At 63.6% G+C, this 18,883-nt stretch carries 21 protein-coding genes; 11 read left to right on the top strand and 10 right to left on the bottom strand.

The window, feature by feature from the left end:
• Nucleotides 1-1,284 (bottom strand): DEAD/DEAH box helicase (locus CR103_RS04060; RefSeq protein WP_099914737.1); only part of this gene is annotated, 1,284 nt, incomplete at its 3' end.
• 205 nt (nucleotides 1,285-1,489) lie between these two features.
• Nucleotides 1,490-2,269: an inositol monophosphatase family protein gene (locus tag CR103_RS04065; protein WP_099914738.1), complete on the bottom strand. Its 780-nt coding sequence runs from the start codon at nucleotides 2,267-2,269 to the stop codon at nucleotides 1,490-1,492.
• A gap of 209 nt (nucleotides 2,270-2,478) precedes the next feature.
• Between CR103_RS04065 and CR103_RS04070 the strand changes: the two genes are divergently transcribed.
• The 6 genes from CR103_RS04070 to CR103_RS04100 all read left to right on the top strand — a co-directional run bounded on the left by CR103_RS04070 (nucleotide 2,479) and on the right by CR103_RS04100 (nucleotide 7,221).
• Nucleotides 2,479-3,288 (top strand): RNA methyltransferase, encoded by an 810-nt coding sequence (locus CR103_RS04070; RefSeq protein ID WP_099914739.1) that lies wholly within the window; start codon nucleotides 2,479-2,481, stop codon nucleotides 3,286-3,288.
• 76 nt (nucleotides 3,289-3,364) lie between these two features.
• The gene (locus tag CR103_RS04075) at nucleotides 3,365-4,330 is read left to right on the top strand and encodes an alpha/beta fold hydrolase (RefSeq protein ID WP_099914740.1); all 966 of its coding nucleotides are present in this window, start codon (nucleotides 3,365-3,367) and stop codon (nucleotides 4,328-4,330) included.
• Nucleotides 4,331-4,604: 274 nt separating this feature from the next.
• Nucleotides 4,605-5,123, top strand: coding sequence for a phasin family protein (locus tag CR103_RS04085; RefSeq protein WP_099914741.1), 519 nt, complete (start codon nucleotides 4,605-4,607; stop codon nucleotides 5,121-5,123).
• Nucleotides 5,124-5,203: 80 nt separating this feature from the next.
• The gene (locus tag CR103_RS04090) at nucleotides 5,204-5,869 is read left to right on the top strand and encodes a TetR/AcrR family transcriptional regulator (protein ID WP_099914742.1); all 666 of its coding nucleotides are present in this window, start codon (nucleotides 5,204-5,206) and stop codon (nucleotides 5,867-5,869) included.
• 12 nt (nucleotides 5,870-5,881) lie between these two features.
• Nucleotides 5,882-6,673, top strand: a complete 792-nt coding sequence (locus CR103_RS04095; RefSeq protein ID WP_099914743.1) for a tetratricopeptide repeat protein — start codon at nucleotides 5,882-5,884, stop codon at nucleotides 6,671-6,673.
• Nucleotides 6,670-7,221 (top strand): LOG family protein, encoded by a 552-nt coding sequence (locus CR103_RS04100; protein ID WP_099914744.1) that lies wholly within the window; start codon nucleotides 6,670-6,672, stop codon nucleotides 7,219-7,221. Before CR103_RS04095 ends, CR103_RS04100 begins: the two co-directional genes overlap by 4 nt.
• A 43-nt stretch (nucleotides 7,222-7,264) precedes the next feature.
• On the opposite strand, the gene CR103_RS04105 is transcribed toward CR103_RS04100, so the two are convergent.
• From CR103_RS04105 to CR103_RS04140, 8 genes are all read right to left on the bottom strand, one after another.
• On the bottom strand, nucleotides 7,265-10,006 hold the full coding sequence (locus tag CR103_RS04105; protein ID WP_099914745.1) for a bifunctional diguanylate cyclase/phosphodiesterase: 2,742 nt from the start codon (nucleotides 10,004-10,006) through the stop codon (nucleotides 7,265-7,267).
• A 9-nt stretch (nucleotides 10,007-10,015) separates the two neighbouring features.
• On the bottom strand, nucleotides 10,016-10,393 hold the full coding sequence (locus CR103_RS04110; protein WP_099914746.1) for a type 2 periplasmic-binding domain-containing protein: 378 nt from the start codon (nucleotides 10,391-10,393) through the stop codon (nucleotides 10,016-10,018).
• 88 nt (nucleotides 10,394-10,481) lie between these two features.
• Nucleotides 10,482-11,786, bottom strand: a complete 1,305-nt coding sequence (locus tag CR103_RS04115) for a hypothetical protein (RefSeq protein ID WP_143752511.1) — start codon at nucleotides 11,784-11,786, stop codon at nucleotides 10,482-10,484.
• A 263-nt stretch (nucleotides 11,787-12,049) separates the two neighbouring features.
• The gene (locus CR103_RS04120; RefSeq protein WP_099914748.1) at nucleotides 12,050-12,559 is read right to left on the bottom strand and encodes a YgjP-like metallopeptidase domain-containing protein; all 510 of its coding nucleotides are present in this window, start codon (nucleotides 12,557-12,559) and stop codon (nucleotides 12,050-12,052) included.
• Between the two features lie 218 nt (nucleotides 12,560-12,777).
• Complete coding sequence (locus CR103_RS23000) at nucleotides 12,778-13,188, bottom strand: KGG domain-containing protein (protein ID WP_099914749.1); 411 nt, start codon at nucleotides 13,186-13,188, stop codon at nucleotides 12,778-12,780.
• A 112-nt stretch (nucleotides 13,189-13,300) separates the two neighbouring features.
• Nucleotides 13,301-13,852: a hemerythrin domain-containing protein gene (locus CR103_RS04130; RefSeq protein ID WP_099914750.1), complete on the bottom strand. Its 552-nt coding sequence runs from the start codon at nucleotides 13,850-13,852 to the stop codon at nucleotides 13,301-13,303.
• 29 nt (nucleotides 13,853-13,881) lie between these two features.
• The gene (locus CR103_RS04135; protein ID WP_143752512.1) at nucleotides 13,882-14,313 is read right to left on the bottom strand and encodes a hypothetical protein; all 432 of its coding nucleotides are present in this window, start codon (nucleotides 14,311-14,313) and stop codon (nucleotides 13,882-13,884) included.
• A gap of 226 nt (nucleotides 14,314-14,539) precedes the next feature.
• The gene (locus tag CR103_RS04140) at nucleotides 14,540-15,571 is read right to left on the bottom strand and encodes an NADP-dependent oxidoreductase (RefSeq protein ID WP_099914752.1); all 1,032 of its coding nucleotides are present in this window, start codon (nucleotides 15,569-15,571) and stop codon (nucleotides 14,540-14,542) included.
• A gap of 151 nt (nucleotides 15,572-15,722) precedes the next feature.
• Between CR103_RS04140 and purU the strand changes: the two genes are divergently transcribed.
• From purU to CR103_RS04165, 5 genes are all read left to right on the top strand, one after another.
• Nucleotides 15,723-16,592: a formyltetrahydrofolate deformylase gene (gene purU, locus CR103_RS04145; protein WP_099914753.1), complete on the top strand. Its 870-nt coding sequence runs from the start codon at nucleotides 15,723-15,725 to the stop codon at nucleotides 16,590-16,592.
• Between the two features lie 45 nt (nucleotides 16,593-16,637).
• Nucleotides 16,638-17,180: a YaeQ family protein gene (locus tag CR103_RS04150; protein ID WP_099914754.1), complete on the top strand. Its 543-nt coding sequence runs from the start codon at nucleotides 16,638-16,640 to the stop codon at nucleotides 17,178-17,180.
• 116 nt (nucleotides 17,181-17,296) lie between these two features.
• Complete coding sequence (locus tag CR103_RS04155) at nucleotides 17,297-17,728, top strand: DUF2946 domain-containing protein (RefSeq protein ID WP_099914755.1); 432 nt, start codon at nucleotides 17,297-17,299, stop codon at nucleotides 17,726-17,728.
• A gap of 103 nt (nucleotides 17,729-17,831) precedes the next feature.
• Nucleotides 17,832-18,302, top strand: coding sequence for a copper chaperone PCu(A)C (locus CR103_RS04160; protein WP_099914756.1), 471 nt, complete (start codon nucleotides 17,832-17,834; stop codon nucleotides 18,300-18,302).
• Between the two features lie 12 nt (nucleotides 18,303-18,314).
• Nucleotides 18,315-18,827: a YcnI family copper-binding membrane protein gene (locus tag CR103_RS04165; protein WP_099914757.1), complete on the top strand. Its 513-nt coding sequence runs from the start codon at nucleotides 18,315-18,317 to the stop codon at nucleotides 18,825-18,827.
• The last annotated feature ends 56 nt before the right edge of the window (nucleotides 18,828-18,883 follow it).

Here is an 18,883-nt window from a genome sequence, read left to right on the forward strand (position 1 = left end):
GCTGCGCGGCTTGGCCGTGGCGCGGCCAGCACCACCGCCGACCTTGACGACCTGGCCGCCGGAGCGTCCGCCGCGGCCGCCATGGCCTGGCGCGCCGCTGCGCAGCTGGATCGCTTGCGCGCGCGCATTCAGATCCGGCTCGAAACCGGGAATGACTTCGCGCGGCAAGGTTTGCTTGATGAGCTTTTCGATGTCTTTCAACATCTCATGCTCGTCCACGCAGACCAGTGACACCGCTTCGCCGGTGGCGCCGGCGCGGCCGGTACGGCCGATCCGGTGCACATAGTCTTCCGGAATGTTCGGCAAATCGTAGTTGACGACGTGCGGTAACTGGTCGATGTCGATGCCGCGCGCGGCGATGTCTGTTGCGACCAGCACTTGCAGTGCGCCGTCCTTGAACTCGGCCAGCGCCTTGGTGCGCGCCGACTGGCTCTTGTTGCCGTGGATTGCCATCGCGCCGATACCGTCGGCGTTCAACTGCTCGACGAGCTTGTTGGCGCCGTGCTTGGTACGCATGAACACCAGCACTTGGGTCCAGTTGTTGGTCTTGATCAAGTGGGCCAGCATCGGGTGCTTCTTGTCGCGGTCGACCGGATGGATCTTCTGGGCGATCACTTCGACCGTCGAATTGCGGCGCGCCACCTCGATCATCGCCGGCTTGTTCAGCAAGCCATCGGCAAGCGCCTTGATCTCTTCCGAGAACGTGGCCGAGAACAGCAGGTTCTGGCGCTTCGGCGGCAGCACCGCCAGCACTTTCTTGATGTCGCGAATAAAACCCATGTCGAGCATGCGGTCGGCTTCGTCGAGGATCAGGATCTCGACCTTCGACAGGTCGACCGTGCGCTGTTCCATGTGATCGAGCAAACGACCCGGCGTGGCGACCAGGATGTCGACGCCATGCTTGAGCTGCTTGATCTGCGGGTTGATGCCGACGCCGCCGAAAATGACGGTCGAGTTCAGGTTGGTGTACTTGCCGTAGACGCGCACGCTTTCCTCGACCTGGGCTGCCAGTTCGCGGGTAGGGGTCAGGATCAGGGCGCGCACCGAGCGCACTGAGGTTTTGTTCGTCTGCGTGACGCCGATCTTGTCGGTCGACAGGCGGTTCAGGATCGGCAAAGTGAAGCCGGCGGTCTTGCCGGTGCCGGTCTGGGCGCCGGCCAGCAAGTCGCCGCCGGCCAGCACGGCGGGAATCGCCTGGGTCTGGATCGGTGTCGGGATGGTGTAGCCGTGTTCGGTAACAGCACGAACGATGGCATCGGACAAGCCGAGTTGGGAAAAGGACATGGTAACTTTATGGTGAGGATCGGCCCGTCGCCACAATGTTGAGGCGCCAGTGGCAGGCAATCCGATTAGGAAATCGAGGCGGCAAACACACTGGATACGGTGCCGCTCGATGTTGCAATGAAACATACCGCGCGGCTTGCGCAGCCGCTCGCGGGGTCAGTCGGGGACGGTAGGATGCGTCCCGCGACTAAGCTGATCGCGTATTTTACGCGAAAGCGGCCAATAGCGTCACCATCTGGCCGAACACCTTCGGGCTGGCGGCAATGATGTCGCCCTTGTGCAGGTAGGCCGACTCGCCGCTGAACTCGCCGCAGATGCCGCCCGCCTCCGTCACCAGCAGCGAACCGGCGGCGATGTCCCATGGCTTCAAGCCTTTTTCGTAGAAGCCGTCGAGGCGGCCGGCGGCCACGTTGGCCAGGTCGAGCGCTGCCGAGCCGCCGTTGCGCACTGCCTGGCAGCGCTCCGACGTGACCTGGTACATACGCATGTATTCGTCGAGGGCGCGCGGGCCGGCGCCGTGGCCGGATGCCAGCAAAGTGTTGGTCAGGCGGTCGTGCTTGGTCACGCGGATGCGTTTTTCGTTCAGGAAGGCGCCGGCGCCCTTCGATGCGGTGTACAGGTCGTTACGCACCGGATCGTAGATGACCGCCTGGGTGATGATGCCGCGTTGCTGCAGCGCGATCGAGACGCAGTAGTTGGGGTAGCCGTGCATGAAATTGGTGGTGCCATCGATCGGGTCGATGATCCAGGCGAATTCACTCTCGTCGTTCAGGTTGGCGGAAGCGCCGGACTCTTCGGCCAGGATCGCATGGCCGGGATAGGCCTTCAGCAGCGTTTCCACGATCGCCTGTTCGGCCGCCTGGTCGACGTCGGTGACGAAATCGTTGTGTTGTTTTTCAGTGATCGCAATGCGATCGACGTCGAAAGCGGCGCGGTTGATCACGGTGGCGGCGCGGCGGGCAGCCTTGATGGCCGTATTAAGCATTGGGTGCATGATGAGTTTCCGTTGTAAAATTGCTAACGCCACCACGCTGCCATGCGCCGTGAACGATAAGAACCAAGAGTGAATTAAAGAGCGGGGCAGCGGCGAAATGGTTAAAATTCGCGGGCCGGGTAGCCTGTGCATGGACTGCACTTAGCTTGCCTGTGGCCCGCTTGTCAACCTGATCGCACTGCGCGGTAGCGCTATTTTAAATGAACCAGCCCGAAACCAACACTTCTGTTTTTAACCGGCTGCGCTTCGTGCTAGTCGAAACTAGCCGCGCCGGCAACATTGGCGCCGTCGCGCGGGCCATCAAGACGATGGGATTTTCCGACCTGGTGCTGGTCAACCCGCGTTTTGCCGACGCCGTGGAAGACCCCGAGGCAATCGCTTTCGCCAGCGGCGCCCAGGATGTGCTTAACGGCGCGCGCATTGTCACCGATATCAAGCAGGCGCTGGAAGGCTGCAACTTTGCCGCCGCGGTATCGGCCCGGCTGCGCGAATTTTCGCCGCCGGTGTGGACGCCGCGCGCTTTTGCTTCCCATATTGCCGGTCATGGCCCCGGCCATCTCGACGGACGGGTCGACAACGAGCGCGTGCTGACCACCGCCCTGATTTTTGGCAACGAGCGCTTCGGCTTGCCGAACCAGATCGTCGAACAATGCAACGTGCTCATCAACATCCCGGCCAATCCGGCTTATTCGTCCCTCAACCTGGCACAGGCGGCCCAGGTGCTGGCTTACGAATGCCGGGTGGCGCTTGATCCCGCGGCCGGGGCCGATACGGCCGCGGCGCCGAGCACCATCGGCTTCCATGGCGACGCGGCCAGCCTGGCGCAAATCGACGGCATGTACGCCCACCTCGAAGAGGCGCTGGTGGCGATCGACTTCCTCGACGCCGACAATCCGAAAAAACTGATGCCGCGCCTCAAGCGCCTGTTCGCCCGCACCGCTTTGGAGACCGAGGAAGTGAATATTTTGCGCGGCATCGCCAGTCATATCTTGAAGCGCGCCCGGCGCTAGTGGGCGATCTGCGCAATCGGCGCGCGCCGGCGGTCAGGAGCCCATACCGCCGAAGCCGTCACCCAACGGGTGGCCCATGAGTGCGCGCCGGATGCTGCGCCTGCTGTTGCTGGCGCAGGCGGGGGCGGCGCTGGCGATTGCCGCTTGCGCGTGGCGCTGGTTCGGGTTTTCGGCGCCCGTCGCGGTAGTGCTCGGCGCCGGTATCGTCCTGCTGGTGCGCCTGCTGATCAATGCAAATAATTTTTTTCTCAGCAGCCGCTCGGCCAGCGCCACGCCGGCCGAATTTCGCATCAACGCCGGCGCCGGCCTGCGCCTGTTCGGCGAGGAGTTCGCAGCCTCGATGCTGCAGTCGTCGTGGAGCATGCCGCGTGCCGTGCCGCGCCAGGTGATTTATCCTGGCTCGGCGTATGCCTCGGCACCGGCGGCATTGCCGGTGCCGCCGGTGCTTCTGCTGCACGGCTATGGCTGCAATTGCGGCTATTGGGCGGCGCTGACGCCGCTGCTCGACGCGGCCCGCATCAGCCATGCCACGCTCGACCTGGCGCCGGTCACCGGTGACATCGACGGCTACGTGCCGGCGGTGCAGCGCGCCTGCGAAACGCTGTGCGCCGCCGCCGCCGCGCCGAAACTGACCATCGTGGCCCACAGCATGGGCGGACTGGTGGCACGCGCCTGGCTGCGCGCGCACGGCGTGGAGCGGGTGGCGCGCGTGATCACGCTCGGCACGCCGCACCACGGCACCTGCCTCGCCGGTTTCGGCGTCGGCCGCAACGCCGTTCAAATGCGCCGCATGCGGGCTGGCGACGGCCTTGAAAACTCCTGGCTGGGCGAGCTGGCGGCCGGCGAAAACGGTCATACGCGCGCGCTGATCACTTCCATCTACAGCCACCACGACAACATCGTCTCGCCGCAAACCTCAAGCTTCCTGGAAGGCGCCCGCAACATCGCCTTCGGCGGCGTCGGCCACGTCGCGCTCGGGCGCAACCGGCGCGTGCTGGCGCGCGTGATGCAGGAGATTGCGGCGGCGGGCGGACCGGGTTGAGTTGGCGTTAAGTCCGGCGTCGACCATGGCGTCAGCGTCGAGGTAAACTTGATGCTTCACTTTAGCCGCAGGCATCGACGTAATGGCACGCATCCTCATTATCGAAGACAACCGCGCCAGCATGGAGTTGATGGCCTACCTGCTGAGCGCCTTCGGTCACACCCCTTGATGGCGTTCGACGGCGGTTTACAACCCGCGCATTAGAATCCGATCTCTAGTTTTGCCATCTAAAATAGCAGGCTCGGCACACCACGATCATTGACAGGAGAACGGCATGGTCAAGAAACTGAAGGCCAAGGCGAAGGACGAGGACAGGCGGTTCGCCGACGCGGTGCGCATCTCGGCCCAGCAGATCTGGCAGGCCGGCCTCGGCGCGTTCGCCAAGGCACAAAAAGAAGGCGAGGGCGGGGGCGGGCGCGCCTTTCACGCACTGGTGCAGGAAGGCACCCAGATGCAGCAGCGCGGCGGCGCGGCGTCCGACGAGCGCGTTGCCGGCATGACCGACACCGTGACCAGAGTGGCCGACGGCGTCAGCGATGGAGCGGCCGGTTCGTGGGACAAGCTCGAGCAGGTGTTCGAAGAACGCGTAGGGCGCGCGCTCGGCGCCATCGGCGTACCCAGCCGCGGCGACGTCGAGGCGCTGGCCCGGCAGGTCGAGCAGCTCGCGCGGATGGTCGAGCAGCTCGGCGGTGGGCAGGCCCTGCGCGAGTCGCCTGGCAAAGCATTAAAAAAATCGGCAAGGACCACGGCAAAAACGGCGGCGCCGCGGCAGGGGCCGGCAACTAGCCCGTGAGTCCGCGCTCGCCGTTCGGCGCGGCGTTTGGGCGGAATTCGGTGGTATGCTTGTGGTAGAGAAAATACGAATCGTTAGCCATGCTCCAGAAAGCTCCACGCCGCACCCGCGAACGCATCCTTGAATTGTCTTTGCGGCTGTTTAACGAGTTTGGCGAGCCCAACATTACGACCACCGTGATCGCCGACGAAATGAATATTTCGCCCGGCAACCTGTACTATCATTTCCGCAACAAGGACGACATCGTCAACTCGATTTTCGTCATATTCGAAGCCGAGATCGAGCGCATCCTGACAGTGCCCGACACGCGCCGCTCCAACATCGAGGACGTCTGGCTGTACCTCCACCTGATGTTCGAACTGATCTGGCGTTACCGTTTTTTCTACCGCGACCTGAGCGACCTGCTGTCGCGCAACCGCAAGCTCGAACTGCACTTCAAGCTGATCCTGGCGCACAAGATCAAGGTTGCGCGGCAGTTGTGCCTGGACCTGCGCAGTGAGCAGTCGCTCGAGGCGTCGGACGCGCAGATCGACGCGATGGCAACCAACATGGTGGTGGTCGCGACCTACTGGCTGTCGTACGAATACGTGCGCAATCCGCGCAACTACACCGAGCAGAAAGCGATGGCCGATGCGCTTGCGCGCGGCTGTTACCAGGTGCTGTCGATGCTCGGGCCCTACCTGCGCGGCGACACCCACCTGCTGTTCGAGAAGCTGTCGCAGGAATACCTGAAAAAACTCAATTGAAAGGAGTCCGGCATGGCATGGACTGCATTCCCCCAACCCGATGATGCCTGGGTCTACGGCGCGGCAGAACTGAAACTGGCCTGGCCGCAGCTGCACCTTGGCGATTGCGAGCCCTTCCCCAAAAAGCCGGCGCTGGTCGACGCCTGGATCGCCTTCCATGCCGGCCATTTCGCCAGGGCCGCGCGGCTCGGCCTCGACGTCGGCGTGGAAGGTTATTCGGTGGCCCACAAGGCAACCTGCATCTACGCCAATTACCTCGAGCCGAACGAGAGGAAGAAATTCGCGCTGTTCGATGAAGTGGCCGAGCGCTGCGACCGCCACCAGCTCGAACAGCCCGACAATCCGGCCGGCTACTACTGGCAGGCGTACGCGCTGGGCCGCTACGCGCAAGGCATCTCGATCGTCAAGGCGCTGGCGCAAGGGATCGCGCCGAAAGTGCGCGCCGGCCTCGACAAGGCAATCCGGCTGGCGCCGGCGCATGCCGACGCTTACATCGCCCTCGGCGCCTACCAGGCCGAGATCATCGCCACGGTCGGCGCGCTGATCGCCGGCCTCACTTATGGCGCGCGCAAGAACGATTGCTACGCGGCGTTCCAGAAAGGACTCGCCCTCGATCCGGAGTCGGCGATCGGGCGCATCGAATACGCCCATGCGATGCTGGGCCTGGAAGGAAAAAAGAGGAGCGACGAGGCGCTGCTGCTGTACCGCCAGGCGGGCTCGTTCAAGCCGCAGGACGCCACCGGATGGCTCGACATCGACGCCGCTGCGCGCGAAGCTAGCCGGACCAGCCAGGGCGGCCAATGAAATCGATCGCCGTCTATTGCGGTGCCTCGTTCGGCGCCGATCCGACATACGCCGATGCGGCGCGCGCGCTGGCCCAGGTGCTGGTGGGGCACAACATCGGCCTGGTCTACGGCGGCGGCAACGTCGGCCTGATGGGGGTTATCGCCGACGAGGTGCTGCGCCTTGGCGGCGAAGCGACCGGCGTGATTCCGCGTGCGCTGGTCGAGCGCGAAGTCGGCCACACGGGCCTGACGCGCATGTTCGTCGTCAAGGACATGCACGAGCGCAAAGCCATGATGGCCGAGCTGTCGGACGGATTCATCGCCATGCCGGGCGGGATGGGCACGCTGGAAGAACTGTTCGAGATGCTGACCTGGTCCCAGCTCGGCATTCATGCCAAGCCGGTGGGCGTGCTCAACGTCGGCGGCTTCTACGACGGCCTGGTCGGCTTCCTGGCCCACCTGCACGCCGAAGGTTTCGTGCGCGCCGAGCACGCCGGCCTGATGATGGTCGAGTCGACCGCCGAAGCCCTAATGCGGCGTTTGCAGAACCCTGTCATGACGGCTTGACTCCATCAACTGCCGGTCTTAACCGATGAACAGGCGCCCGAGTTCAGAGCGGAGCGACATGGAACTTTTCGGTGTCGCCAGCGGCAAGATGGCAACGCGCGTCCTGGGCCAGCAGCAAAGCTTCCACTTCGCCTGGGGGCAGCGGGCGGCTAAACAGGTAGCCCTGCATCTCGTCGCAGTCGTTCTCGCGCAGGAAGCGGCACTGCTGCTCGGTCTCGACGCCTTCGGCGATGACGCGCAGGTTCAGCTTGTGGGCGAGCGAGATGACCGCCATCGCGATGGCCTGGTCGTCGGGATTGTCGGCCAGTTCGCTGACAAACGATTTGTCGATCTTCAGGGTGCTGATCGGGAAGGACTTGAGCGCCGACAGGCTCGAATAACCGGTGCCGAAATCGTCAATCGACAGCGAGACGCCCATCGCCTTCAATTCGCGCATCTTGCCCACCGACTGGGCCAGGTCGCGCATGATCAGGCTCTCCGTCACTTCCAGTTCCAGCGCGCCGGCCGGCAGCGCGCTGTCCGCCAACGCCTGGGCGACCCGTTCGACCAGGCGCATTTCCTGGAACTGGCGCGGCGAGACGTTGACCGACATGCTGATCGGGGGCAATCCGGCGGCGCGCCAGGCCATGTTCTGGCGGCAGGCGGTGCGCAGCACCCATTCGCCGATCGGGACGATCAGGCCGCTTTCCTCGGCCAGACCGATGAAACGCAGCGGCGAGATCATGCCGTGCTCCGGGTGGTGCCAGCGGATCAGTGCCTCGACGCCGAAAATCAGTCCGCTGCGCAGGTCGACCTTCGGCTGGTACAGCAGGCGGAATTGCTGTTCGTCGACGGCGTTGCGCAGTCCTTCGAGCAACACCAGTTTTTCTTCCACGCTCTCGTTCATTTCGCGCGTGTAGAACTGGAAGTTGTTGCTGCCCATGTCCTTGGCGCGGTACATGGCGGCGTCGGCGTTCATCATCAAGGTGTTCGGGTCTTCGCCGTCGCGCGGGTACATCACCACGCCCATGCTGCACGATACCCGCACTTCCTGGCCTCCGAGCAGCACCGGCCGGGTTACCGTCTGGCAGATCTTCTCGAGCACCGGCGCGATGGCCAGCGCGTCTTCGCCAAGGTCGGTGAGCACGATGACGAACTCGTCGCCGCCGAAACGGCCGACCGTGTCGTCGCCGCGCACGCAGTCTTGCATGCGCGCGCCGACTACCTTCAGTAATTCGTCGCCGGCGTTGTGGCCAAGGCCGTCGTTGACCAGCTTGAAGCTGTCGAGATCGATGAAGGCGACCGCCACGCAGCGGCCCTTGCGCTGCGCGTGCAGGATGGCCTGGTCGAGGCGGTCGCGGATCAGGCTGCGGTTGGGCAGGCCGGTCAGTTCGTCGTGGTGGGCCATGTGGCGTATGCGCTGCTCGGCCAGTTTGCGCTCGCTGATGTCGCGCACGATCGCCACCACGCCGCCTTCCACCGCCACCACTTGCCGGTGCATCCACAAGTTGCGGGTAAGAGCGGTCTCGCCGCGCCATTCGGTTTCGCGCATGCCGCCGGACTGAGTCACCTCGACCATGTCGTCGAAAATGCCGTTGTCGCGGTAGCTGGGCATCATGGTCAGGACGGTGGCGCCGATCAGTTCACGGCGGCTGCGGCCGGTCAGGCGCTGGGCGCGGCCGTTGGTGGCCTCGATGATGAAGTCGACAATCGCGCCGCCGCCGTCGTGCACGCTGCGCATGACGAAAAATGCATCGAGGCTCGCTTCGGAAGCGGCGGCAAACGTCTCTTGTGCACGCCGGCTGCGGCGCTGGGTGCGCTCGAGCCGCCACGACCAGACGCATACCAGCGTCACGATCAGCAGCAGCAAAACGCTGGCGATGGCCGCGCCCCACAGGTAGGTGCGGCGGCGCTTGGCGAATGGGGCGCTTTGCTCGTCGCGGTCCAGCGCGACCAGCGCGCTCAGGGGGAAGCCGTGCAGCGGGCGCACGCTGGTAAAGCGCGCCACGCCGTCCCACGGGCTGGCGCTTGGCGCGGCGGTGCTCTCGACCGGCGCCAGCCGGATCGAATGGCCCCAGCTGACCTTGTCGCCAACGCGCATCGCGCGTGCGACGCCGTCCAGGCCGACCATGCCAAGCACGCCGCGCTCGCCCTGGCGCGAGCGCTCGTAACCGCTGGTAAAGTAAGCCGGGTCGGCTTCGACGATGACGATGCCGGCGAAGCGGCCTTTGGCGTCGTTGAGGCGGCGCGTGAAATGCATGTTCGCCTCGGACTTGCCAGGGTCGCGCAGGGTTTCGCTGACAAACACAGTGTCGCTGCTGCTGTTGCGGTGGAACTTGAAATAGCTATCGCCGGAAAGATCGGCGGGCGGCGCCGGCGGGTTGCTGGCGACGACCATGCCGGAATCGTCGGTGATGGCGACGACGAACACCAGGCTCGAAGGCAGCAAGCCTTTTTCGTTCAGGGCGGGCAGGGCGGCCGCGGCGCTCTTCTGTTCGACCACGTACTTGAGCAGCTTGAGGGTCTGGTCGATGCCGCCCAGGTTGCGCGCCAGTTGCGCTTCATAGGTATCGATCAGTTCGCGCACCGAATCGCGCGCGGCGCTTTGGGCGGCGGCTTGTTCGACGCGCACGAAGTGGCTGGTAGCCGTCCAGAGCGCCGCCAGCAGCAGCAGCGCGAACAGCGGCAGCGAAATATGCGTCTCGCGCCCGCGGCCAAGCCAGCGCCGAAGCATGGCGTAAGTGGACGCGCGGCTGTGCGCGGGCACGTCGGCCCGCGCTTTCTCCAGTTTGGCCTGGGCTTGCATGCGCGCCGGTCAGTGCAACATCAGCACCGGCTTGACCGACGAGTCGAGCGCCGACCTGTCGATGTAGCCGATCAGCGCCGGGTTGTCGGCCACCAGCTTGCGGATCGCGGTGCTGCTCGGCGCTTCGCGCGGCGGCTGGCCGCGGCCGGTGAAAATCATCTTGCTCCAATACGCCTTGACCAGCGCCGGCGACTTGGCCGTCACTTTGACGTAGAACTCGTCGCGCTGCGCCGAGCCGACGGCCTGGTCGAGCGCAATGGCGTTGCCGCCGTCGGGGAAATGGCCGACCTGGCCGAGGAAGATATCGGCCACCTGCTCGGTGCGCAGCGCGGCGACCGGGTTTTTGGAAGAGACGATGACGACCAGATCGGCGGCGGCGGCCGGCATCGGTAGCGCAAGCAGAAGTGGGGCAAGTGATAGAGCAAGTGATGACGTAAACAATTGGCGAAGGTGGGAAAAATTCATTTTCGCCTCATCAGAAAACAAAGTCGAGCACTGCGCTCGCGACGTTGACGGAGCGCCCTGAGCGAAAGCCCGGCCGCAAGTGGGCGAAGCTGCCCTGCGAGCCGTCCTGCGGGGTCACGTGGTCGAGTTGAAGCTTGAGCGCGATGTTGGTCATGCAATCCCAGCGCGCGCCAAGGCTGATCGTGCGTTGCGCCCGCACAGTCTTCAGCAGTGCGTTGAGGTAGCCGTTCATGACGGCGCCGGCACCGGCCGCGGCGGGCGGAAAGCCCGCCAGGTTCAGGCCTGGTTCGGTAGTGGCGCTGTCGGCCCTGACGCGGGCATAGGTCAGGTAGGGCGTGAAGTTGCCCAGGCGGTAGCCGGCGGTGGCGTAGAAGGCGGTGGTGTCGCCGAGCAGGGAGTGGGTCTGCTTGCGTCCGAGTTCGCCCATGACGAACCAGCGGCCCGGATCGTAGCTGGCGCCGATGCTCACCGCAGTGACCCGTTTGTGATTGAGATCGTAGCGGTCGGCCAGTACGGCGCCTTGCGGACCGAACTGGCGCAAGCGGCCAAAAAAACTGCGCAGGACGTTGACGTCGATCGACACGTCGGCGCTGAGCATGCTCAGGCGCACGCTAGCCGCGCCGTATTCGGTGGTATTGGTAAAGCCGGCCAGGCGCTCGGCCTCGAGGCCGCTGCCTTCCGGCAGCGCTTGGTGAGTGCGGCCGTAAAATCCTTGGGTGACGTTTTTGAGGGCGCCGCGATTAAAGCGGTAGGTGGCGTCGATGCCATCGCTGCTGGTAAGCGGGATGCCTCCATACAACTCTACCGGCGTGCGCGCCCACGGGAAAGCGTAGCCGACCTTGCGGTAATCGGCCGCCAGGAACATCGGCAGCGCGATGCGGCCGACCCGCAGCGCCAGGTCCGGGCTCACCTGGTATTTGATGTTGGCCCATTCGACGGCCGGCCGGTAGCCGCGATCGAGGTGCTGTTCGCTGACGACCTGCAGCACGGCAGACCATTTGTTATTTGCGGTAAAATTGAGTTGCGCCCCGAGCCGGGTGTCGAGGTCGGTGCTCCAGCGGCCGCTGGCGCCGACGCCTTCGGGCTTGAGCGCCGACGTGACGTAGTCGGCATCGGTATTGTTCGAATACGCCGCGCCGGCGCTGCCGAAGCCTTGCAACGACCAGCCCTGTTTCGACATGCCGTCGTCGGCGTGGGCGAACGCCGCGCATGCCAGGCCGATCAGGAGGACGCTCAAGCGCAAGCCGGCGGCCTTGGAGGCACTGGTTGCACTGGCGATGGCGCTAGCGTCAATGACGGCGACGGTGGTTGTCACGGGGCAATTTGCCGATTGCTGGAAAAACATGTAATTCTTTCTCATCAGGCAAGCCGGAGGCGACGCGTCTGGCCAGCGCGCACTAACGCAGCAGGAAATGTGGAAGGCGGTTCTATTTTCTCGGGATGCTTCAACAGGAGTGCGGTGCAATGATTGCATAATGCCATGAACTGTAACCGTAGTGGAACTTATTGTCGATATGCTTCGCGCCGCGCAGCTTACTATCAATTAAATATTGTTGCGAAAAGGCTACAAGCAAGGCGTTAGCCCCACAGGCGTTCGCCTGACATGTCGGAATGGGTCAGCACCAGGCGCAGGTCGAATTCGTATTGGTGATATTGCGGCTCCATATGGCAGCACAACTTGTAGAAAGCCTTGTCGTGCTGTTTTTCTTTCACATGCGCCAGTTCGTGGACGGTGATCATGCGCAGCAGCTCGAGCGGCACGTTCTTGAACACCGTAGCGATGCGGATCTCGTGCTTGGCCTTGAGCTTGCCGCCCTGGACGCGCGAGATATACGTGTGCAGGCCGAGCGCGTGCTGGATGACCTGGATCTTGTTGTCGAAGATGATTTTACTGATCGGCTCGGCGTTGCGCAGGAATTCGGTTTTTAATTGCTGGACGTAGTCGTATAGCGCCTTGTCGGTGCGAATGGCGTGGGCGGCCGGATATTTTTGCCGCAGCAAGGCGGCGAGCTTGTCCTGCTCGATCAGTTGCGCCACCTGGGCACGGGTCTGGTCGGAATAGGCACTGAGATATTTTAGGGGCATCATAGGCCCGCGAATGTATCACATCAGTCGGCCGGCGCATGGGCGACCGGCGCTCCGGCGAAAAAAAGCCGGGCCGGAAACGTTGTTCCCAGCCCGGCGCAACACAAGTGGGCGCAACGCACAGCATGGCGCCGCTAACCTTAACCGCAACCGTGGCCGTCACCGTAATGGCAACGGTAAACATCGATACGGCCCCGGCGTCGAACCTATCCCGTAGGCTTTTACTCTTCCTTGCCGCCCTGACGGCTGCCACCCTTGGCGGCCGCAGCCGTTCCGGCCGCTGCAGCGCGGTTGGCCGACTGCCGGCTCTCGCCACCCTTGCGGCCGATCTCGGCCATGTGTTCGCGGTCGCGGCTGACCGCCTCGCCGCCTTTTTGTCCCGCGCGCCTCGCCTCTTCGGAATCGAACTCGTGGGCAGTGCCTTTCTGGTGGGCGGCTTGGCCTCCCTTGCTGGCAATTTCACGCTGCTGGTTCTGGTCCATTGCGGCAAAGCCGCGCTTGGCCGGGGCAGCTGCGCCGCTTTTCTGGGCGTTGCCACCCGAGGTAGCGTTCTTGGTGCCGGCCGCGGTAGAGGCTTTGTTGCCGCCCGAGCTGGCGCTCTTGTTGCCGCCACTGTCCTTGCTTGTCGCCATGTCGTTCTCCTTGTGGGTTCAGGTTCTGGAAGCCGGGACGGAAGGTCCCGCGCCAAGTGGCGCATTGATGCGCTCGTGAGTTTAGAGACAAGGAGCCGCCAATAGTTCCGCCTTAGTTCGGTGGACGCGGCGCACGGCGCGCGCCGTCGTGCGGTTCCATCGCATCGGTGCTCGACGGCGGCGACGACAGGTCTTCCTCGAGTTCGTCCCTGCGCGCGGCGAGCTGCTCGCCGAGGTCGTCGAGATCGATGCCGGCGCTGCGCGCGGCTTCGAACAGCTCGACTTCTTCTTTCTCGATGTGGTGCTCAACTTCTTCGCCGAGTACGGTGACGGTGGCGTCGTAATGGTCGTCGCCCGGCGTCATGATTTCAAGCTGGCCGATCAGCTCGCGCGCGCCGGCGTGCTCGATATCGGCCTCGTCGAGCAGCTCGTCGTCGTCGATCGAACGGCGCAAAGCCGGGTAGAAGATTTCTTCTTCGAGCAGGCTGTGAAGCGTAAGCTCGTAGCAGATCTGATCGACCAGTTCGGCCTTGCGGCTGTCCTCGCTATCCTCGCCCTTGATGGTGGCGAAGTCGCGAAACAGCGCCTTGACCTTGTCGTGGTCGGCCTTGAGCAGGCCGAGTGCATCGGCGCTGGCGCCGTTTTTTTGTTTGCCCGTCTTCATGGAAGTCTCCCTGGCTGTGCGGTCGGTTGTCAGTGATGGGTTTCGCCGGCTGCGCTGGCGCTGCCGTTGCCTGCGCCGGCCGCATGCTGCAGCACTTCGTCGGCCACCTCGCTTGCCGCGGGCGAGCGCTCTTTGGTGGCGCCACTCGGCGAAACCTGGTCGCCCGACGGCGCCGACAGCGCCGACAGCAAGGACAGCAAATATTGCTGGTAGGTGCGCAGGCGCACGGCAGCCTGCGGGATCAGGCGCATCGCCGCCTGCGCCATCTGTGTCGGGTCGCTGCAGGCCATGATGTCGCGGCTGGCGTCGAGCGTGCCTTCGATTTCCTGACGCGCCAGCTTCAGGTTCATTTCACTGACCAGGCGCAGCCTGTCGACAGCTTGTTGGTAAAACGCGTGCGTAAGGTTGACCTGTGATTCGACATGCGGGCGCAGGGCAGTGTTGTCGCTAAACAGATGCATGGTGTCCTCGGCTGAACGGTTCGACATGACCCCACCTTGAAACGGTGGGAAATGCCCAGGAATGGGCTTCAGATAGACGTCTTTTAAGGGGCCGAGTTCAGCCAATTTGCAGCGCCGATGGGATCGGTCAAGCGCCGGCGATGTGCAGGGGGAGGGGCAGGGAGAGGTGCTCCCTGCCAATCGGCGAAACGCATTGGCAAGGAGTCGGGATGCTCGAACTGAGCGGTCAGGCGTCGGCTATCTTCAATACCAGTTTGCCGAAGTTTTTTCCTTCGAACAGCATCAGCAGCGCGTCGGGAAAGTGTTCGAGGCCGTCGACGACATCTTCGCGGCTCTTGAAGCTGCCGTCCTTGAGCCATTTCGCCAGCGCCGCCACGCCTTCGGGATAGCGCGGCGCGTAATCGAACACGACGATGCCTTCCATCCGCGCGCGGTTCACCAGCAGCGACAGGTAGTTGGCCGGTCCCTTGACCGGTGTGGTGTTGTTGTATTGCGAAATGGCGCCGCAGATGACAATCCGCGCTTTCATGTTAATGCGGGTGAGCACGGTGTCGAGGATGTCGCCGCCGACGTTGTCGAAGTAGACGTCGACCCCGTCCGGGCAGTGCTGCTTGAGTCCCGCGCGCACGTCGCCGCCTTTGTAGTCGATGCAGGCGTCAAAGCCCAGTTCGCCCACGACGAAATTGCATTTGTCCTCGCCGCCGGCAATGCCGACCACGCGGCAGCCCAGGTGTTTCGCGACCTGGCCGACGGTCTGGCCGACCGCCCCGGCCGCGCCCGACACCACCACCGTTTCGCCGGCTTTCGGCTGGCCTACCTCCAGCAGGCCGAAGTAGCCGGTCATGCCAGGCATGCCCAGCGTGTTGAGCCAGGTCGTCAGCGGCGCCATGCGCGGGTCGATCTTGAAGAAGCCGCCAAACTTGTCGTCGGCCGCACCAACCCAGTAATTCTGTACGCCAATGCCGCCGGAGACGACATCGCCGACCGTGAACCGGGGTGACTTCGACGCCACCACCACGCCAACGCCGCCGGCGCGCATCACTTCGCCGATGCCGACCGGGCGGATGTACGATTTGTTTTCGTTCATCCAGCCGCGCATGGCCGGGTCGATCGACAGGTACAGCGCCTTGACGACGATTTCGCCTTCAAAGATGTCGCGTACCGGCTCGCTGGTTTGGTCCCAATCGGTCTTTTTCGGCAGGCCGCTTGGCCGCGCGGCGAGGCGGAACTGATGGTTGAGCAGGGTGGTGGCGGACATGGCGCTTCCTTGGTCGGAGTGAACGGAGCGCCAACTATACCGTAAATTGCACGGTCGTTCTATTTTGTCGATGCTGGTGGTTTGCCCGGCGCATGAGACAATAGCGGGCTCACCCGAGACCACCTGTGTTCACCTATCCCGCCCGGCTTTCATGACAACGCCCGAATACATCCTGACCCTGTCTTGCCTCGACCAGCGCGGCATCGTGCATCGCGTTTCCGGCTTCCTGGCCGAGCACGGCTGCAACATCATCGATTCGGCCCAGTTCGGCGATGCCGCCTCGACACTGTTTTTCATGCGCGTGCATTTCGCGCTGGAACAGTGCGAAGTCAGCGACAGCGACCTGCGCAGCGGCATCGACGCCTTGTGCGCGCCGATGCAAATGCGCTGGGAACTGCACGACGCCCGCGCCAAACCGCGCGTGATGCTGATGGTGTCGAAAATCGGCCATTGCCTCAACGACCTGCTGTTTCGCTACAAGAGCGGCTTGCTGGCGATCGAGATTCCGGCAATCGTGTCGAACCACATGGATTTTTACCAGCTCGCTGCCAGCTACAACATTCCGTTCCACCACCTGCCGCTGGCAGCCGGGGCGGACGAAGGCGCGAAGCTGGCGCAGGAAGCGAAGGTGCTCGAACTGATGGCGGCCCACCGGATCGACCTGGTGGTGCTGGCGCGCTACATGCAGATCCTGTCGCCCGGCCTGTGCGAGGCAATGGCCGGGCGCGCCATCAATATCCACCATTCCTTCCTGCCCAGCTTCAAGGGCGCCAGGCCGTACGCGCAGGCTCATCACCGCGGCGTCAAGCTGATCGGCGCCACCGCCCACTTCGTCACGGGCGACCTCGACGAAGGCCCGATCATCGAGCAGGACGTCGAACGGGTCGACCATGCAATGGACGCCGAGGCGCTGGCGGCAATCGGCCGCGATGTCGAGTGCGTGGTGCTGGCGCGCGCGGTCAAGTGGTTCATCGAACACCGCATCTTGCAAAACGGCGACAAGACAGTCGTCTTCAATTGATTTACATAACATCTTCAAACAACCTCACTTCAGGCATACGCATCAATGGCTCTCAAAGCGACTATCTACAAGGCGGAACTGCAGATCGCGGACATGGACCGCAATTACTACCAGCAGCACCTGCTGACCCTTGCCCGCCATCCGTCGGAGACCGACGAGCGGATGATGATCCGGCTGCTGGCGTTCGCCATTCACGCCAGCGAATCGCTGGCGTTTACCAAGGGCCTGTTCGATACCGACGAACCGGACCTGTGGCAGAAGGACCTGACCGGCGCCATCTTGTTGTGGCTCGAAGTCGGCCAGCCGGACGAGAAGCGCCTGATGAAAGCCTGTGGGCGCTCGGCCAAAGTGGTGGTGTACAGCTACGGCGCCACCAGCCACATCTGGTTCAAGGGGATCGCCAACAAGCTCGAGCGGGCGAAGAACCTGTCGGTGATTAACATTCCATCGGAAGCCGCGGTCCAGCTGCAGAAAATGGCCAACCGCAACATGCAATTGCAGTGCACGATCCAGGACGGCCAGATCTGGCTGACCGACAGCGTCGACACGGTGCTGGTCGAGCGCGAGCCGTTCAAGGAAGAGCGCTGACCGGGCGGCGAGCGCCAGAATGACCAGGCCGGTCCGGCGCCGCATAGGCACATTACTTGCGCGCGACGCGATGCCGCCGGTGATCCGGTCAAGCCGGTGAGGTTATAATACATACCATGCAAAGCAAGTCGACGAATTGGCGGCGGACGATCTGGATCGCGTGTTTCGCGGTCCTGATAAACGCGCTCGCGCCGCCGATTTCGCACGCCATGGCTGCTTTGACCGGAGTTCCCACCACGTGGGAAATCTGCCGCACCGACGGCAGAGCTGCGGTAGCGGCGGCCGTGCCGGGCCAGGGCGAGCTGGTAGCGGTCGGCTCGCTGGCCAAAAAAATCAGCGAAAAAAGCACCGAAAAAAGCACTATCCTGATGGCCGATTGCGGCTACTGCCTGCCGCACGGCGGCAGTGTCGCCTTGACGCCATCGACCATCACCGGCCTTGGCCTGATGAAAAGCGACGCCCTGCGTCCTTTCCTATTTTACCGCGCGCCCCAGCCCCTGCTGGCGCTGTCGGCCGCTCCTGCGCGCGGACCTCCCGCCCTCGCCTGACCCTTTGACTCCCTGATTGGCCTTCCGGCCCCGGGGAAACCGTCGTTCCGCCACGCGTGAACGGCGCTTCGTTACCGGCATATTTTTCCGTTCAGGATCCACCATGAAAAAGCAGTTTTTCACGCTGATCGTGTCGACCGCGTTCGCCTCGACCGCAGCCGCGCAAATCACCGTCACCAATCCGTGGATACGCGCCACGGTGCTCCAGCAAACCGCCAGCGGCGCCTATTTGCAAGTGCGCTCGGAGAATAATGCCCGCCTGGTCGCGGTGAACTCTCCGCTAGCCGCTTCCGTTCAACTGCACAAGATGGAAATGAACGGCCAGCGTATGACAATGCGCGAAGTCGACGCTATCGAGCTGCCGGCCGGCGCAACGGTGAACCTCGCTTCCGGCGGCTACCACGTGATGCTGTCGGGCCTCAAGCGCCAGCTCAAGGAAGGCGACGTGGTGCCGCTGTCGCTGGTCGTCGAGCGCAAAAAAGGCAGGCTTGAGAGCATCGTCGTCATTGCGCCGGTCAAGCCGCTCACGTACGCGGGAGTATCGGGAACAGCCGCGCAACCCATCCATCATTAAACGAAAGTCACCATGAAAACCAGTATGTTCCTTGCCGTGATGCTGGTCGCGCCGATGGCGCTTGCCCATATCAAGCTCGAACCGGCCACCGCCACCGCCGGCGCTTATCAAAAACTGACGTTCCGGGTCGGCCATGGTTGCGAAGGCAGCGCCACCACCGGCATCACCGTGCTGCTACCCGAAGCCATTGCCGACGCCAAGCCGATGCCGAAAGCCGGCTGGAGCATCGCCACCGTCGACGGCAAGCTGGCCGCGGCCGTCATGTCGCACGGGGTGGCGGTCACCAGAGCGGTGCGCGAAGTGAGCTGGAAGGGCGGCACGCTGCTTGACGCCCACTACGACGAATTCGCCATGCAGGTGAAGCTGCCCGACACCGCCGGCACGCTTTATTTCAAGGTGATCCAGGGCTGTGACAAGGGCCGCGCGGAGTGGAGCGAACTGCCCGCCGTGCCCAATACGAAGCTGAAATTTCCGGCGCCGGTGCTGGAAGTGACGCCAGCGGCCAGCCACGCGCACCAGCATTGATGAGCAGAAAATAACCAGTCCCGCCCGGCAGTTATTGTGATCCAGTGCGGCCCTGT

Origin of the sequence: Massilia psychrophila, assembly GCF_002760665.1 — a bacterium.
Taxonomy (GTDB): domain Bacteria; phylum Pseudomonadota; class Gammaproteobacteria; order Burkholderiales; family Burkholderiaceae_D; genus JAFCUW01.